Below are 15,374 nucleotides of genomic sequence, written 5' to 3'. Positions count from 1 at the left end.
CTATTCTCCCCACGTGTAACCGATGCCGAATACGGTTTTGATATAATCCGGGTTTTTGACGTCGTCCTCCAGCTTGTCCCGCAGCCTTTTGATGTTCACGCTCAGCGTATTTTCATCGACGAAGTTGCCGTCCAAATCCCACAGCTTTTCCAGAATGATTTGCCGGGTAAGCACCTGTCCGTTATGCCGGGTCAAAATCGCAAGCAGCTTGAATTCGTTGGCCGTCAGCTTCACTTCCCTGCCTCGTTTGTACACCTTCATCCTGGCATAATGCACCGCAATATCTCGGTCGGTAAACGTGTCGTCCGCGCCATCTTTACCGCTTCGCCGCAATATCGCTTTGACATGCTGACACAGTACCGCCATACTGAACGGCTTCGACACATAATCGTCGGCTCCCAGCTCGAACCCTTCGACAATATCCCGCTCGCTGTCATTCGCCGTCAAGAAGACGATCGGAACTTGAGAGGTTTGCCGGATCGCCAGGCACAGCTCGGTCCCCTTCCGGTCTGGCAGATTAATGTCCAGGATAAGGAGATCCGGGGAAAACTTCCGAAAGGCGGACAACCCTTCGTCATAGCTGAACGCGCCGATTACGTCGTAATGCTGCTTGCCGAGCGCAAAGGTTAATCCTTCGTTCAGCAGTTTGTCGTCTTCCACTATGAGAATTCGGGTCATCCCTTTTTCCCCTTCCTATACTTCCATTATAAGTATTAATACCTGCATCGTCTAATCGGTCCGGCTGCAGACATAACCAAAGAGAGGTACGCCGGGATACCTCATCTCTTGCCCGTGGTCAGGCCGCTTCTCTTAACCGCTCCACGATCGTTTTTGTTTTCAATATTCGATAGAAAACGAGTGGAACAACCAGACATACCGCAAAAACAAGCATTAGCGATACTAGGAGCGGTACGAACGGAAATGTATATACCGCATACGTCGCTTCGATCCGGAACAACCGATAAGCTCCGTAGCTGATCAACGTCCCGAGCGTCGAGAGGAGCAGAGCCGTCAAAACGGCATACCAGACTCCTTCGTAGAGCAGGATCGTTCTCAACTGCTTCTTGCTCATCCCGATACTTTCCATAACCGTCAGCTCCTGCTGCCGGACCGTTATTCCCGTCAGCATCGTATTCATAAAGTTGAGTATGCCGATAAAAGCTAATATCACCGTAATACCGCCGCCGAGTATATAAAGCATCTGCTTGCCCGCTTTCAGATCCTCCGCCTGTTCCATTCTCGATTCCATATACCAGGCGTGATCTCCGTCAATAATCGCCTTGAGACGATCCGCGATTTGCGGATGCTTGGCGGGATCGGCTTGAATGTTCAGCTTGTAAATGAGCGGATCGGCCACCATTTGCTCGAAAGCCCGATGACTGACATATACATTCGGCGCCAGACTGCCGTAAGGAGCTTGAAACATCCAGTCGACGAACCCGCCGATCTGTACGGTTCTTTCGGCGTTATTCCCGGGCAGGCGGAACTGGACCGGACTGCATGTCTCGTAATATTCCGGCGAACCGCCGATCAAAGCGACTTCCCCTCGCTCAAATGCCCCGATATCAATCGGTTCCTCCAGCTTTTGATTCATCTCCCTTACATAGTCCGTATCCAGCCCGATAAGCAGAGAACGGAACAAATCGTTCTGGGTGATAGCTTCGTCGCTCGGCCGTTCCGATTTGGTTTTCTGTACAAAAGCGTCGATATGTTTGCCGAACACACCCGGGTCGTAGCGGATCGCCAGCTTGGACATGTACGTTGTTCTGATTTGACGGATCCCTTCGATCGATTGGATGTCCTTCAGCTTGTCCTCCGTGATTACGGACTTTACTTCATCCGGGTAGCCGATCCTCATCGTATTGTTGTACAGATCAAAATCGTTTTCCGTGTAGCTGGCCAGAAAATGGTCCGTATCCATACTTAAGACGAGCGAATTCACGGTCAAAAACGTAGTTAGTCCGAGGAAAAGCGACAGGAACACAACCGCCGCGCGTTTCTTGTCCCTGAAGACGTTGCGCAGCGCCATCCGGTACAGCTTCGAACCGCCGGTGCTTTTTTTCACTTTCGTATTCATTGTTAATCCGGTATATTTCACCGCTTCGATCGGCGAAATGCTGCCCGCGATCGCGGCCGGTTTCATGCTGCTTGCCATTGTCGTCAGCCAAGTAAACAAGGCGGTTCCTATGAAGATGAACGGACTAAAGGACACTTCCACCCCGGCTTCCATGTCCAGACTGCCGAGCGCCAGCGGTACGGCTGCGAACGAGGTGACGGCCCCAAGCGCCATTCCGGCTGGTATTCCGGTCCATGCGAGCCTATGAGCTTGACCGGTAACGATTGTACGAATCTGCCTCGGCGTCATTCCGATCGTTTTTAACAACCCGTAAAACCTCGTATCTTTGGATACGGATATATACAGCACATTGTAAATAAGCAGGTAGCCGCTGAATAAGATGAACCCGATCAGCCCGGCGAACCCGGCACCCGTAGCCAGACTGCCTTCCGTTTCACGCTCATACAGCGGGACGACTTTAACCTTCTGATCGCCGGTCAGCCCGATATCCCGCTCCAGCCTTTCCGCTAACGTTGAAATTCGCTTCTCGCTGCTGAAAACGATCGAGGCGCTGCCCGTCGTCCAGGGATAAGCGCCCAGCGACTCGGCAAATGGAGCAGAGACGAACATCGACCCGATATTGCCCGAACGGATATGCATCGTCTCCGAATACCAACCGCTTAATACGAAGCCGCTCTGTATTTCCTCCGACAGTTCCGTTCCCCGTATCGTCCTGTAAGCAAGCTCGATCGGCATCCCGAGCTGCGGATTCCGAATTCCCATCTTCTCCAGAATCCAGGTTGGCACTAGTATTTCGTTAACTTTCTGCGGATAAGTACCGGTGAACGAATCGACTAGAGGTTTTCTCATCTTCTCCCATTCCGCCTTGTCGTACCAATGCAGATTCACGGATATATGGCCCATTTCGGGCGTGTTGACCACATGTGCAACACTTGCGGACAATCCTGCATCATCCACATAATCGAGCTTCCTCAGCTTATCGATCTGATCCTCCCTCGGGAGCGTAAGCGCGGCATGGCTTTTTGTCCCCATCATCTTCAACTGCTGCCTATCGATCGTTTTGACGTAGCTCATTCCGATACTGAATACCGAGGTAACCAAAAACGCCGTAAGAACTATCGCCAGCCATACAAACCGGTTGCGGAGCCGGTTTTGCTGTAAGGAACGGATCGTCAGTCGTTTGACGATGCTGGAATTCGAGTTGGGGAACATCATAGCCGTTCACCGCCGGCGACGATGATACCGTCTTCGATCCGGATGATCCGGTCGGCAAGCTGAGCGATTTCCTCATTGTGCGTGATCATCACAATCGTCTGATTATAGCTGCGGCTCGTTACTTTCAACAGCCCGATCACTTCCTGGCTTGTCCGGGTGTCCAGATTTCCGGTAGGCTCGTCGGCCAGAACGATCGACGGCTTCGTCGCCAGCGCCCTGGCGATTGCAACGCGCTGCTGCTGCCCGCCGGACAGATGGTTCGGCAGATGATGCAGCTTGTCTTGCAGCCCCAGCCTCTTTACAAGCTGTTCGATGAACGCAGTGTCGACACGGTTGCCGTCCAGCTCGATCGGCAGCACGATATTCTCGTAGACGTTTAAGATCGGAACGAGATTGTACTGTTGAAATATAAACCCGATTCTCCTTCTTCTGAACACCGTCAGCTCGTCGTCATTCATATCGAAAATAGGCTTGCCATCGACATACACCTGTCCGCTTGTAGCTCTGTCCAGGCCTCCCAGCATATGAAGCAAAGTCGATTTGCCGCTGCCGGAAGAGCCGACGATCGCAATGAATTCGCCTTCCTTGACTTCCAGGCTAACGCCGTCCAGCGCGACGACCCGGTTCGAGTCTTTGCCGTAAACTTTCTTAATATCTATCGTTTTTAAAATGCTCATCCCGTCATCTCCAATTCCGTTAGCTTGATCCTGCTAATCGGATTATAACCGGGACATCTTACATTCTGGTGACATCATAAATTACCTGGGACTAGAGACTGGACTTATTTCTGTCGTCTGGTAAGATTTGAAGTAGACCTCTTCCGGGAGGTCTATTCGTACAACATTTCAAAGGAGGAGATTGACATGGAGTACTTAAGCGATTGTTCAGTCCTGGTTCTCAATACTGGCATAGGAGGCGTTTCGTACAATGACCCATAGTTCTAGTCACGAGTTGTATCGCTTCTCCAGCAATCAGGAAAGGAGGGGCGCATCTTGAACATTAGAGAATCGGATTTGCCGGGCATTGGCCGTAAATTTTGCGTGGATACCCGCAGCGGCGACAAGCTTGTAATCGTCATTCATAACGACGACCGCCGTGAGCTGTACCATTTGAATCCGGACGATCCCGACGAGGTCATGTCGATGATTACGCTCGACGACGAGGAAGCTCGGACGGTATCCGGGATCTTATCCGGCATCACGTACAAGCCGAAGCAGTTGGAAACGCAGGAAATGATGCTGGACGGACTGCTGATCGAGTGGCTGCGGATCGAACCGTTGTCGTTATGTATCGGGAAGCGGATCGGGGAATTGGATATTCGGCGGAGAACAGGGGCAACGATCATCGCCGTCATTGAGAAAAATCATCAAAAATGTATGAATCCCGGGCCGGAGTATATGTTTGCAGCCGGATCGACCTTGGTCGTAGCCGGGGAACGGATGCATTTAAAGGAACTTAAGCAGCTGCTATTGAACGGGAGCTTGTAACTTATGGATATGCTAATTTTCGAAGTGGGTCTTGCCGTTGCCCTGATCACACTTGTCGGATTCATATCCACCAAGCTGCGCTTTTCCGTCATCCCCTTTTATATTCTGGTCGGGATGGCCGTCGGCCCGCACGCTCCGCATTTTTGGATTATCGACCTGAGATTTATCGAGAGCTCGATGTTTATCGATTTTATGGGGCGTCTCGGCATTTTATTTTTGCTGTTTTATTTGGGGCTTGAATTTTCCGTCGCCCGGCTGCTCAAGTCCGGCAAAGCGATTCTCGTTGGCGGCTCCTTTTATGTCGGGCTGAACTTCGTATCCGGCCTTCTGCTTGGCTGGATGATGGATTTGCCGCTGAAGGAAACGCTGGTCGTCTGCGGGATTATGACAAGCTCTTCCACCGCCATCGTCGCCAAGGTGCTCGTTGATTTGAAGCGAACGGCCAATCCGGAGACGGAATTGATCATGGGCATGATCATGTTTGACGATTTGTTCATCGCCGTCCATATTTCCATTCTGACCGGTCTGGTCTTGAGCGGGGCGACCTCACTCGGCGGAGTCGTGCTGATCTCCTTATCCGCCCTCCTGTTTATCGTCGTCTTTTTGATCATAGGAAGAAAAGTGATCAAATATCTCGATATTGCGCTTAATATCCAATCCTCCGAGCTATTTCTGCTCATGGTGATGACGATGCTGTTTCTCGTGGCCGGCTTCTCGGAGACGCTCCATGTAGCCGAAGCGATCGGAGCGTTGATGATCGGACTGGTGCTCGGAGAATCCGCCCATGTGAAGCGGATCGAACATCACATTTTGCCTTTCCGCGATTTTTTCGGCGCCGTCTTTTTCTTCGGATTCGGACTGACCATCGAGCCGGCAACGCTGGGCGGTGCAGTCGGCATGGCGTTAATCGCCGTCGTCCTGACGATCATCGGCAACCTGCTCGCAGGAGCGATTGCCGGACGACTATCCGGCGTTTCCCCGCGCGCATCGCTGAACGTTGGCTTTACGCTCGTATCCCGGGGTGAATTTTCGATTATAATGGCTAATATTGGAAAAGCCGGAGGACTGATGCCGGCCATCCAATCCTTCGCCGTATTATATGTGCTAATACTAGCTGTATTAGGACCTTTATTGACGAAAGAATCGAAATCGATCTACCTGCTGTATCAAAAATTAAAAACACGCTTCAAACGCGAGAAAAAGGAAAAACAGAAAGACACCAGGTAGTCCCGCCATTTTCCGCCACGTTAAACCGAAGAAGAGCTCTGATTCCGTCCTGCCCGGACGGAATCAGAGCTCTTCTTTTCGCACAGCGGTCACACCGGTCTTCCTGCCGACGAACCGATCCGCTGCTGCCGCATATCCTGTTGGAAGAACAATTCCAGCTCCGAACGAGCTTGCCCGCTTGTCGGACAGACAGGAGAAGACCTTCGATGAAACCCAAACTGCATTATTTGTATAGAGATCCCCGGTATGGCTTCACGATTCGCGTTCCGGACTGGTGGAGACCGTATACCGTTATCGACCGATCGCGAAGCGGCGGGGAGACCGAATACGACGTTCGCTTTCTCTTTAAGTACCGCGGTAAAACGTATGGCGACGTATTGACGATCTCCGTATTTAAGATGTCCCGCCAGGAATGGATCAGACAAGGCTATGACAGCTCCCCGTTCATTTTGATCGGCGAACGGAACGGCAGGCTGTTTGCCTACAGCACTCCCGGCGAGCTCCCGGATGAATTTCTCAACAAAGATAAATCCGATTACGACTACGTCAAATTCGGTCGTCCGATCCGCTTCATGAGGAGAATGGTTAATGACGATGTCCCCAAAATAATCGAGATGTTTCGCCTGCCCGGATTAAAGCCGGTCGCTCCCGCCCCCTATTTGGCGAAAGGCGTTGCCGGCATTATGGCAGGATGCGGCTGCCGGAAACGAATAACCCGAAGACGGATAAAGCGCGCCAAATGAAATTTTCCCAGTTGTCCGTTCAATCGAGTGATAACGGGTCCATCGCCTGAGGTTTGATCGGCTTTACCGCAGTTTCCGGTTCGTTCGCGTCATCCGCTTCGACCAGATGTTTCAGTACGGATAGCCTGTTATCCCAGAACCGGTCATAAAAGGCCAGCCACCGTTTCAGCTCAAGGAGCGGCTCGGGCTCCAGCCTGTAGCGGGTCTCCCGCCCGACCTTCCTCTCCTTGACGAGCCCGGCATCTGACAAGATGCGCAGATGCTTCGACACCGCAGTCCGGGACATCGGAAAGTGGCTGCTAATCACGGTGACCGGCATCTCCCGATCTACCAGCAAATGAAGCAGTCTGCGCCGAGTCGGATCGGCAATCGCATGGAACACATCATGCTTCGGCGAAGTACCGGTCATCTCAGGACCCGACGTAAGCGCCAAGCTTTTGTACGATGCCCGTCCAGCCGTTGTTCATCCGGTCGCGCACGATCGTATGGGCTTCGCCGAATTCGGTTACTTTATTTAGATCCCATCCGGAGTGAATGAGCGTGAACTCGGTTTTATCTCCTTGCTCGGCCAGTTCGAACGTAACCGACCATTGTTCGCCCCAATGGAAGGTCAGCCGGTTCGGCGGGTCGATCTCCGTCACTTTGCATGGCGAACGGCCGAAAGGACCGGCCTCCAGATGAAATTCGCACCCCATCTCCGGCTTAAAATCGTTGGGCATAAACCAGGCTGCGATTCCTTCGGCTGTGGCCACGGCGCCCCATACTTTGGCGATCGGCGCGTTCAGCACCAGCGTTTTGCGAATGTCGGGGATGGATTCCGGTGTAAGATCACTCATTATTCAATTCCTCCTGAATAAACCGTTTATTTGGCTTGGATCAGACAAACTTGACGTCTCGACGTGAAACCTTTTGGTTTCGCATTTGATTATACGACACCGTTTGGTTTCGTGTCAAACGTATTTATACATTGCCGGACAAGACGGCCGGCAATGCCGGGAGCCGACAGACTCAAGCCCGTCCGCTCCCCTTTTTCATCTTGAAAATAACGAGTACAGCGATCAGGATGATCGCTACAAGCACGATTACGGCTCCCATCACCAACACGGGACCGTTCGCCTTCTCCGGAGGTACGGCCATTGCCGGCTGCTTTACCGGATCGGCAGACTGAGGCGATTGTGCCGGCGGCTGCTGGGCTTGATTTTGTCCGGACGCTTTCATCGTAAACGCGAATTTATTTTCGACCGGATGACCGTCTCTGCCTACAATTTTCCATACGACGGTATACTCCCCGTCGGCCAATCCCGCTTCCGGCTTGCCGCTCATCGTGGCTCCGTCCACCTTGCGGTCGGCGATTTTGACGCTTGTTCCGTCGGCAGCACGCAGCTCGAACGAGCTTAGCGATCCGATCTCGGTGTTAAACACCATCCTGATTTCGTTCAGAGGCTCGCTGACCGTCGTCCCGTTCGCCGGAGAGGACGACTGGAGACCGGTGTGAGCGTACACGGCAGACGGCATCAGCAGCAGGACAAGCAGCACGAATAGGCTCATCGTTTGTTTCATCTTCGCTTTTTCCTTCCTCATCGATTCTTTTTCCCGATTAATCCGGGAATACGTTCCCAGTATACCAAACCAGGCTGGTTCTCCCTCTGCAAAGGATGGACAACTTTTCGAACTTTTGTCATATGAGCATACGATCAGATATCATATGTATGATATGATGGGGATTGTACGATTCCCTTACCGATTCTTTATAAATAAACGAGGTGCAGGATGAAGAAACGAACTATCGGCGTTCTGATCGCCGCCGCATCCCTGTTCGTCACGACCGCTTGCGGCGGCGGGGGCAAGCCGTCATCGACCGGAGAGCACGACGGTCACGATCACAGTACGGTCGTATCCGGGGATATTCAGGAGAAAACCGCTTCGCTTCAACAGCTTCCTTCCTTTCTGGACAAGCAGCGCGAGGAGATCCGGATCGCTTACCGGGTAGCGGCGCAGGCGGCCGATGTGCTGCGGTCGATGCCGTGTTACTGCGGCTGCGGCGAAAGCGTCGGACACAAAAGCAATGAGGACTGCTTTATTCAGGAAATCAACAGCGACGGCTCGGTCGTGTGGGACGACCACGGGACGCGCTGCGGCGTCTGCATGCAGATCGCCGTCACGTCGTATCAGCTGAAGGAGCAGGGCAAGTCCGTGAAAGAAATCCGGCAGATCATCGACGAGACGTACCAGAAGGGATATGCCAAACCGACCCCGACACCTATGCCAAGCTGACGGCAAACAGCCGTCTCTATCTATTGGAGTGAAAACCGACCATGATCGTATATATTTCGGAAACGCTGCTGTACCTATGCTTCGCGCTGGTTTGCGGAGCGATCCTGCTGAACTTCGTTCCCGTTTCTGCCAAGCCCGATATCCGAATACCGGGCTCCCTTTTGTTCAATGCGGTGATCGGGATTGCGGTATTATCGTTTGTGCCGGTCATCAAAAACACGATTTTTCTGACTCAATTCGCTGGGCCGTTCTGGGAGATTTTCGACGACGTGCTGCTCGATCTGGAATTCGGCAAAGCGTGGGTCTGGATGTTTATTTTGTGCACGCTGTTTCTTGCGCTGCTGTCGCTCCGCGATCCGGCCCGTTATCCGCTGGCCAACGCGGCGGCGGCTTTATTGACCCTCGGGCTGCTGTTTTCTTACGGCTGGGCCAGCCATGCCGCCGGACAATCCGAATCGTGGGGCTTTCTCGCCCAATCGTTTCACTTGACGGCGGCGAGCGTTTGGATCGGACTGCTGATCGCGGCGGGATGGTTCGCTCACGGTACGGCACGCTGGAGCGAATTTTTACGCTGGTTCCATCCGCTGGCGATGATTTGTGTGCTTGTCATTGTCGGCGCGGGATTCGTCATGATGGCTTTTATTGTGCCCGACTATACGAATAGCTGGGTTGTCTCGTACGGCCAGGCGATGCTGATCAAGCATCTGCTGATCGTCCCGGTCGTAGCGTTCGGGATTTTGAACGGCTTATGGTTCAAAAGCAAAGTCCGTACGAACCCGGGCTTCGATCCGCGCAGATGGCTTCGGGCGGAAAGCGTCATCCTCCTGCTCGTCTTTGCCGCTACGGCGTTTATGGGTATGCAAAGACCGCCGCATGACGATCCGGAAAATCCCGAGCTTCCCGTTCCTTCCGCGTTATTCCGCTTGATTCACGGCGATGGCGTCAGCGTCAACATGCAGGTGGAGCTCGGCTTCCAGCCGCTGGGGATTGGTTTGGCCGCTTTATCGCTATTGCTTCTGTATTTCATTTTCCGATCCGGGAAAAACAACTCGCCGCGGGCAGCCGTATGCTTTGGCGTGGCGTTTACAATATCCGCTTACCTGGCTGCTATGCTTTCGATTCGATGAGGCTGAGATACTGGAGGTAACCCAAAACTATGATAAGGTATCCTGTTCTTGAAGAAGGAGCCGCGATCGGTGTTACCGCGCCTTCGTCCGGAGTTAATAAAGAGCTTCATGATCTATTGCGGCTTGCAGGCAAACGTATGGAGCAAATGGGATTTCGCCTCCTTTATGGTCAAGCCGTATGGACTCAGATGAAAGCGAAGTCGGCGCCTGCCCAAAAACGTGCGGCTGAACTCAATGAATGGATGCAAAATGACCCCATCCGTCTGATTTTCCCACCATGGGGCGGAGAACTGATAATCGAGATTCTGGAACATATCGATTTTGAAAATGTAAAGCCGAAATGGATATTGGGGTACTCGGATATCAGCGTCCTATTGTTAGCCATTACATTAAAGACAGGAATTGCAACGGCTCACGGGACGAACCTCATCGATCTGCGGGGAGAATATTCGGACCCCACGACGGCGATGTGGCTTCAAGTACTGCAGACTCAAGCAGGCGAGTCGATCACCCAGCATTCCTCATCCAACTATCAGAAAGAATGGAACTACGCGAACCCTTCGCCCTGTGTCTTTCACCTAACTGAACGAACGTATTGGAAAGTCACAGGCCGTACTGAAGTGCACCTGCGCGGCCGCTTGCTGGGCGGGTGCATCGACGTGATCCGGCATTTGATCGGAACCCCGTTCGGTAACCTTCGACATTTTCAAAATCATTTCATAAACCACGAACCGATATTGTGGTATCTGGAAAATTGCGAATTGTCCGCAACGGATCTGCGAAGGTCGTTGGTTCAAATGAAATTGGCGGGATGGTTTGACAACTGTGCAGGTGTTATGTTCGGGAGAAGCGCCGCCAATCAGCCTGTAGACGGCTATACGGCGGAGGACGTCTATGACGAGCTGGCAAACGAATTGCAGGTTCCGATCGTGTACGATATCGATTGCGGTCATGTACCGCCTCAAATTACGTTCATTAACGGAGCCTGCGCCGAAGTTGAGGTAAAAGACGGGAAAGGGATAGTCAGACAAACGTTTAAGCCTTAGTGGCCTAACATTTGTGTCTTCCGAACATGCAGGAATGAAACAAGGACCGCGAAAACGGTCCTTGTTTCGATTTTATTTGCAGATTAAAGCAGCACAGCCAGCCCCATCCCGCCCAGCGCCCCTGTTACGACAACGATCCATGGCGGTACTTTCCAGTAAGCAAGCATCGTGTACAGAACCGCAGCCCATGCGAAATCAGCGGTCGAGCCGATCGCCGACGTCCAGAGCGGATCATACAAGGCGGCCAGCAGCAGCCCTACGACCGCGGCGTTCACTCCGGCAAGCACTCCCTGCAACGCGGGACTCGTCCGTATCACATTCCAGAACGGAAGCGTTCCGGTGACGAGCAAATAGGCGGGTAGGAAAATCGCGAACGTGGCAACTGCCGCCCCGATCCATCCCCCGTCGATAGCCCCCAGATAAGAAGCGAACGTGAACAGCGGACCCGGTACAGCCTGCGTTGCCCCGTAACCGGCAAGAAACGCTTCCTTCGACACCCAACCTGCGGCCACCGTCTCTTTCTCCAAAAAGGGAAGAACGACATGCCCGCCCCCGAATACGAGAGAACCGGACCGATAATAGCTGTCAAAGACAGCCAGCCAGTGAGAGGAGATCCATCCCCGAAGCAGCGGCAGTGCTGCAAGCAGTCCGAAGAAAAGGACCAGACAGACGATCGCCGTCCGCCGGCTTACCGGAACATCCAGAACCGGAACATCCGCCTCCGCTTGTCGCCGGAACCAGATCCAGCCGCACACAGCAGCGAGCAGCAGCACAATAATTTGACCGGCTGCATTCGGAACAAGCAGGGTGACGACCGAAGCGGCTACCGCAATCGAGATTCTGCTGCGATCCGGCGTCAGCTTTTGCCCCATCCCCGCTATCGCATGAGCGACGATCGCTACCGCTACGATTTTCAAGCCGTGTATCCAGCCCTCGCCAGCCAGATCGAACGACTGGAGCAGCATCGCGAACAAAGCCAAAGCGACAACGGACGGCATCGTAAAACCGATCCAGGCGGCGATCCCGCCAACGAGCCCGGCACGGACCGTCCCGATTCCTATTCCCACCTGACTGCTTGCAGGCCCGGGTAGAAACTGGCATAAGGCGACCAGATCCGCGTAGCTGCGTTCGTCCATCCATTGCCTCTTACGTACGTATTCCCCATGAAAATACCCTAAATGGGCGGCTGGGCCGCCAAATGAAGTCAGTCCTAGTTTCAACGACACTTTTAATACTTCAAGCCACGAATTTCGTGCGCCCCTCTTTCTGCTGCCTGCCATGTATCCTGCCTCCGCTTGTTTCCCAATCTTCCCTTGCTCCATTATAGAAGATCGTCAAGAACCCTAACAATCCCGGCGATTGTTAATTTCTTGTGAATGCATAAGATTTCGCTTCCCGGTAATAATCTGGAGAGACGTTTCGCTCCGTATATCTTCCAAGAGAGGTAGGTTCTCCATGCCGGATTCCAATCAAGATCGGCGTATCGCCAAGCAAGAGAAGCGGTTGATCGTCCTCTGCCTTATTGTCGCTGCACTTATGCTGCTCTCGCTGTCCCGCCACCTGTTCGCCTGAATACGCTCAAGATGCAGTAACGAAGGGAGTATTGCTATGTCCGGCACGATCTACGATCCTGTCCTGCTAAGCCGACTGCTGACCTCGCTTACGCTCGGCTTTCATATTTTATTTGCCACCTTGGGAGTTGGCGTCCCGCTGCTGATCGCGCTCGCGGAATGGACCGGCATCCGCAGAAACGACCCGCACTACCTGCTGCTCGCCCGCCGCTGGGCCCGCGGATATGTGATCACGGTTGCGGTCGGCGTCGTTACCGGAACGGCCATCGGCTTGCAGCTCAGCCTGCTGTGGCCGAGCTTCATGCGCGTCGCAGGCCAATCGATCGCGCTGCCGCTGTTTATGGAGACGTTCGCGTTTTTCTTTGAAGCTATTTTCCTCGGCATCTACTTATACACCTGGGACCGGTTCAAAAGCAAAACGGCTCATATCTGGCTGCTTGTCCCGGTCGTTATCGGCTCGTCGGCTTCCGCCCTGTTTATTACGATCGTCAACGCTTTTATGAACTATCCCGTCGGCTTAACGATGGAAGGCGGCACGATTACAAGCGTTCATCCGATCGCCGCCATGCTCAGTCCGGCGATGCCGACCAAGGTGGCGCACGTGCTCTCCTCCGCCTTCGTCACATGTGCCTTCGTGCTCGCTGCGATCGCGGCGTGGTCACTGATGAAAGGACGCCAACACATTTATTACAAAAAAGCATTAAAGCTGACGATGGGCTGCGCGGCCGTATTTACGATGTCCACCGCCCTGATCGGCGATTTGTCCGGAAAATATTTGGCGAACTACCAGCCGGAGAAGCTGGCGGCGATGGAGTGGCATTTCGAGACGACCGGACATGCGCCTCTGCTGTTCGGCGGCGTGCTGGGCGACGACAACGAGGTGAAGTACGGATTGACCGTCCCTTATGCGCTCAGCATATTGGCCCACGGCATCCCGAGTGCGGAAGTAACCGGACTGAACGACATTCCGAAGGACGAGCAGCCTCCGCTGTGGACCCATTATATATTCGATATTAAAATGATGTACGTCGCTTACATGACCCTCGTGGTGCTGCTGTTTCTTTGGTATATGTGGCGGGGAAAGGGGCGTTTGTACCGCAGCCGCAAGTTGCTGGCGCTTATCGTCGTCGCGGCTCCGGTGGCGATGCTGGCGATCGAGCACGGCTGGATCTTGAACGAGGTGGGCCGGCAGCCCTGGATATTGCGGGGGATTATGCGAACCGCCGAAGGCGCCACGACGTCCGGGCATGTCGATACGATGCTGATCGTATTTGCGCTGTTATATCTCGTGCTCGGCATCACGACGGTCCGCGTATTAAGCCGGATGTTCCGTTCCAACCGGGCGGAGGACGAGCTGCGAGCGCTCGGCATGGAAGGAGGCGATCATAGATGAGCTACGAAACGCTTGGAATTGGGGTATTGTGGCTATTTCTGTACGGCTATCTGATCATCGCTTCCATCGATTTCGGAGCCGGATTTTTCAGCTATTACAGCTCCGTCACCGGTACCCGCCATCTGATTCACAACGTTATCGAACGTTATTTGTCCCCGGTATGGGAAGTGACCAACGTTTTTCTCGTTTTTTTCTTTGTCGGGATCGTCGGCTTTTTCCCGGATACGGCTTATTATTTCGGGACGGCTCTGCTCGTTCCGGGAAGCATTGCGATCGTGCTGCTGGCGATCCGCGGCTCCTATTATGCGTTCAGCACGTACGGCTCCCGCTCCAACCGGGTCTATATGCTGCTGTACGGCGCCAGCGGTCTGCTCATTCCGGCCTCACTGTCCACTGTGCTTACGATATCTGAGGGCGGATTTATCGAGGTAACCGGCACCGGCGAAGTCCGCTTCCTGTACGGAGCCTTGTTCAGTAGTGCCTATTCATGGGCCGTCGTCCTGCTTGCACTTGTCAGCGTGCTGTACATCTCCGCGATGTTTCTCAGCTACTACGCCCATAAAGCCGGAGACCGTCAAGCGTTCGAGATTGTCCGCACCTACGCCCTGGCCTGGAGCCTGCCGACGATCTTCAGCAGCTTGCTTGTCTTCTTCGCCATACGCAGCCACAACTACGAGCATTATCAGAACATGTTGTCGCTGTCGTGGATGTTCGCGGCTTCCTTCATCTGCTTCGTAATCGCGATTACGCTGATCGCACGGAGAATCCGGCTCGGCTGGGCGTTTCTGTTCGTCATGCTGCAATTCGCTTTCGCCTTTTTCGGCTACGGGGCGGCTCATTTGCCGTACATTTTGTATCCGTACCTGACGATCCACGATCATTTTACGAGCGACGCGATGGCGGCCGGGCTAATTACGGTATTCGTCCTCGGACTGCTGCTGCTGATTCCGTCGCTGTATTTGCTGCTGCGACTGTTTCTGTTCGATGCGTTGTACGTCCAGGGCAAACGAAGCAAGCATTAAATGTAACGGAAGGAGCGTTGCCGCATGATCTCGTTTCTCATAATGGGAGCCCCGCTGCTTGTCGTCGCTGCGGCCGTCGCCGGCGTGTTCGTCTGGGGAGCGTGGGGGAACGTAACGGTCGAGCCGGGGGATGACGAGGCGGCAAGCTGACCGTTAACCGGCGGCTGCGGATGCAGGAACAATGTCTGCTTG

At 53.6% G+C, this 15,374-nt stretch carries 16 protein-coding genes; 9 read left to right on the top strand and 7 right to left on the bottom strand.

What is annotated here, in order from left to right:
- From IDH45_RS13585 to IDH45_RS13575, 3 genes are all read right to left on the bottom strand, one after another.
- A complete protein-coding gene (locus IDH45_RS13585; protein WP_190928443.1) occupies positions 1-678 on the bottom strand; it encodes a response regulator transcription factor in 678 nt (225 codons plus the stop codon).
- Positions 679-796: 118 nt separating this feature from the next.
- A complete protein-coding gene (locus IDH45_RS13580) occupies positions 797-3,292 on the bottom strand; it encodes an ABC transporter permease (protein ID WP_190928441.1) in 2,496 nt (831 codons plus the stop codon).
- Positions 3,289-3,969 (bottom strand): ABC transporter ATP-binding protein, encoded by a 681-nt coding sequence (locus tag IDH45_RS13575; protein WP_190928439.1) that lies wholly within the window; start codon positions 3,967-3,969, stop codon positions 3,289-3,291. Before IDH45_RS13575 ends, IDH45_RS13580 begins: the two co-directional genes overlap by 4 nt.
- 312 nt (positions 3,970-4,281) lie before the next feature.
- Here IDH45_RS13575 and IDH45_RS13570 point away from each other — a divergent pair, with 312 nt between their 5' ends.
- The 3 genes from IDH45_RS13570 (at position 4,282) to IDH45_RS13560 (ending at position 6,749) form a co-directional block, all read left to right on the top strand.
- The gene (locus tag IDH45_RS13570; protein WP_317891209.1) at positions 4,282-4,779 is read left to right on the top strand and encodes a cation:proton antiporter regulatory subunit; all 498 of its coding nucleotides are present in this window, start codon (positions 4,282-4,284) and stop codon (positions 4,777-4,779) included.
- Positions 4,780-4,782: 3 nt separating this feature from the next.
- Positions 4,783-6,006 (top strand): cation:proton antiporter, encoded by a 1,224-nt coding sequence (locus IDH45_RS13565; protein ID WP_190928435.1) that lies wholly within the window; start codon positions 4,783-4,785, stop codon positions 6,004-6,006.
- Between the two features lie 206 nt (positions 6,007-6,212).
- Entirely contained in the window at positions 6,213-6,749 is a 537-nt protein-coding gene (locus tag IDH45_RS13560; protein WP_190928434.1) for a hypothetical protein, read from the top strand.
- A 19-nt stretch (positions 6,750-6,768) separates the two neighbouring features.
- On the opposite strand, the gene IDH45_RS13555 is transcribed toward IDH45_RS13560, so the two are convergent.
- The 3 genes from IDH45_RS13555 to IDH45_RS13545 form a co-directional block, all read right to left on the bottom strand.
- Complete coding sequence (locus IDH45_RS13555) at positions 6,769-7,158, bottom strand: ArsR/SmtB family transcription factor (RefSeq protein WP_190928432.1); 390 nt, start codon at positions 7,156-7,158, stop codon at positions 6,769-6,771.
- Position 7,159: 1 nt separating this feature from the next.
- On the bottom strand, positions 7,160-7,585 hold the full coding sequence (locus IDH45_RS13550) for an SRPBCC family protein (RefSeq protein ID WP_190928430.1): 426 nt from the start codon (positions 7,583-7,585) through the stop codon (positions 7,160-7,162).
- Between the two features lie 172 nt (positions 7,586-7,757).
- On the bottom strand, positions 7,758-8,309 hold the full coding sequence (locus IDH45_RS13545; protein WP_190928428.1) for a copper resistance CopC family protein: 552 nt from the start codon (positions 8,307-8,309) through the stop codon (positions 7,758-7,760).
- 210 nt (positions 8,310-8,519) lie between these two features.
- Between IDH45_RS13545 and IDH45_RS13540 the strand changes: the two genes are divergently transcribed.
- From IDH45_RS13540 to IDH45_RS13530, 3 genes are read left to right on the top strand one after another with little or no spacing between them, the layout of a single operon-like run.
- Positions 8,520-9,023 (top strand): PCYCGC motif-containing (lipo)protein, encoded by a 504-nt coding sequence (locus IDH45_RS13540; protein ID WP_190928426.1) that lies wholly within the window; start codon positions 8,520-8,522, stop codon positions 9,021-9,023.
- Between the two features lie 41 nt (positions 9,024-9,064).
- Positions 9,065-10,150: a copper resistance D family protein gene (locus IDH45_RS13535; protein ID WP_190928424.1), complete on the top strand. Its 1,086-nt coding sequence runs from the start codon at positions 9,065-9,067 to the stop codon at positions 10,148-10,150.
- Between the two features lie 29 nt (positions 10,151-10,179).
- The gene (locus tag IDH45_RS13530; protein ID WP_190928423.1) at positions 10,180-11,196 is read left to right on the top strand and encodes a S66 family peptidase; all 1,017 of its coding nucleotides are present in this window, start codon (positions 10,180-10,182) and stop codon (positions 11,194-11,196) included.
- Between the two features lie 83 nt (positions 11,197-11,279).
- On the opposite strand, the gene IDH45_RS13525 is transcribed toward IDH45_RS13530, so the two are convergent.
- Positions 11,280-12,476 (bottom strand): chromate transporter, encoded by a 1,197-nt coding sequence (locus tag IDH45_RS13525; RefSeq protein WP_190928421.1) that lies wholly within the window; start codon positions 12,474-12,476, stop codon positions 11,280-11,282.
- Between the two features lie 328 nt (positions 12,477-12,804).
- Here IDH45_RS13525 and IDH45_RS13520 point away from each other — a divergent pair, with 328 nt between their 5' ends.
- Genes IDH45_RS13520 through cydS form a run of 3 tightly spaced genes read left to right on the top strand, consistent with a single transcriptional unit; the run spans position 12,805 to position 15,332 of the window.
- Positions 12,805-14,160, top strand: coding sequence for a cytochrome ubiquinol oxidase subunit I (locus IDH45_RS13520; RefSeq protein WP_190928419.1), 1,356 nt, complete (start codon positions 12,805-12,807; stop codon positions 14,158-14,160).
- Positions 14,157-15,182: a cytochrome d ubiquinol oxidase subunit II gene (locus IDH45_RS13515; protein WP_190928417.1), complete on the top strand. Its 1,026-nt coding sequence runs from the start codon at positions 14,157-14,159 to the stop codon at positions 15,180-15,182. The genes IDH45_RS13520 and IDH45_RS13515 overlap by 4 nt, the downstream gene beginning before the upstream one ends.
- Before the next feature lie 24 nt (positions 15,183-15,206).
- Entirely contained in the window at positions 15,207-15,332 is a 126-nt protein-coding gene (gene cydS, locus IDH45_RS34660) for a cytochrome bd oxidase small subunit CydS (RefSeq protein ID WP_263364813.1), read from the top strand.
- Positions 15,333-15,374: the final 42 nt, after the last annotated feature.

The sequence above is a fragment of the Paenibacillus oceani genome (genome assembly GCF_014705615.1).
Classification (GTDB): Bacteria; Bacillota; Bacilli; order Paenibacillales; family NBRC-103111; genus Paenibacillus_AB; species Paenibacillus_AB oceani.
The sequence above is the reverse complement of the archived record's forward strand: the minus strand, read 5'-3'. Positions and strand labels throughout refer to the sequence as shown.

Bases quoted from the DNA above. Each gene is read 5' to 3' on its own strand.
- IDH45_RS13585 (WP_190928443.1), bottom strand. From the start codon at position 678: ATGACCCGAATTCTCATAGTGGAAGACGACAAACTGCTGAACGAAGGA.
- IDH45_RS13580 (WP_190928441.1), bottom strand. From the start codon at position 3,292: ATGATGTTCCCCAACTCGAATTCCAGCATCGTCAAACGACTGACGATC.
- IDH45_RS13575 (WP_190928439.1), bottom strand. From the start codon at position 3,969: ATGAGCATTTTAAAAACGATAGATATTAAGAAAGTTTACGGCAAAGAC.
- IDH45_RS13565 (WP_190928435.1), top strand. From the start codon at position 4,783: ATGGATATGCTAATTTTCGAAGTGGGTCTTGCCGTTGCCCTGATCACA.
- IDH45_RS13560 (WP_190928434.1), top strand. From the start codon at position 6,213: ATGAAACCCAAACTGCATTATTTGTATAGAGATCCCCGGTATGGCTTC.
- IDH45_RS13555 (WP_190928432.1), bottom strand. From the start codon at position 7,158: ATGACCGGTACTTCGCCGAAGCATGATGTGTTCCATGCGATTGCCGAT.
- IDH45_RS13550 (WP_190928430.1), bottom strand. From the start codon at position 7,585: ATGAGTGATCTTACACCGGAATCCATCCCCGACATTCGCAAAACGCTG.
- IDH45_RS13545 (WP_190928428.1), bottom strand. From the start codon at position 8,309: ATGAAACAAACGATGAGCCTATTCGTGCTGCTTGTCCTGCTGCTGATG.
- IDH45_RS13540 (WP_190928426.1), top strand. From the start codon at position 8,520: ATGAAGAAACGAACTATCGGCGTTCTGATCGCCGCCGCATCCCTGTTC.
- IDH45_RS13535 (WP_190928424.1), top strand. From the start codon at position 9,065: ATGATCGTATATATTTCGGAAACGCTGCTGTACCTATGCTTCGCGCTG.
- IDH45_RS13530 (WP_190928423.1), top strand. From the start codon at position 10,180: ATGATAAGGTATCCTGTTCTTGAAGAAGGAGCCGCGATCGGTGTTACC.
- IDH45_RS13525 (WP_190928421.1), bottom strand. From the start codon at position 12,476: ATGGCAGGCAGCAGAAAGAGGGGCGCACGAAATTCGTGGCTTGAAGTA.
- IDH45_RS13520 (WP_190928419.1), top strand. From the start codon at position 12,805: ATGTCCGGCACGATCTACGATCCTGTCCTGCTAAGCCGACTGCTGACC.
- IDH45_RS13515 (WP_190928417.1), top strand. From the start codon at position 14,157: ATGAGCTACGAAACGCTTGGAATTGGGGTATTGTGGCTATTTCTGTAC.
- cydS (WP_263364813.1), top strand. From the start codon at position 15,207: ATGATCTCGTTTCTCATAATGGGAGCCCCGCTGCTTGTCGTCGCTGCG.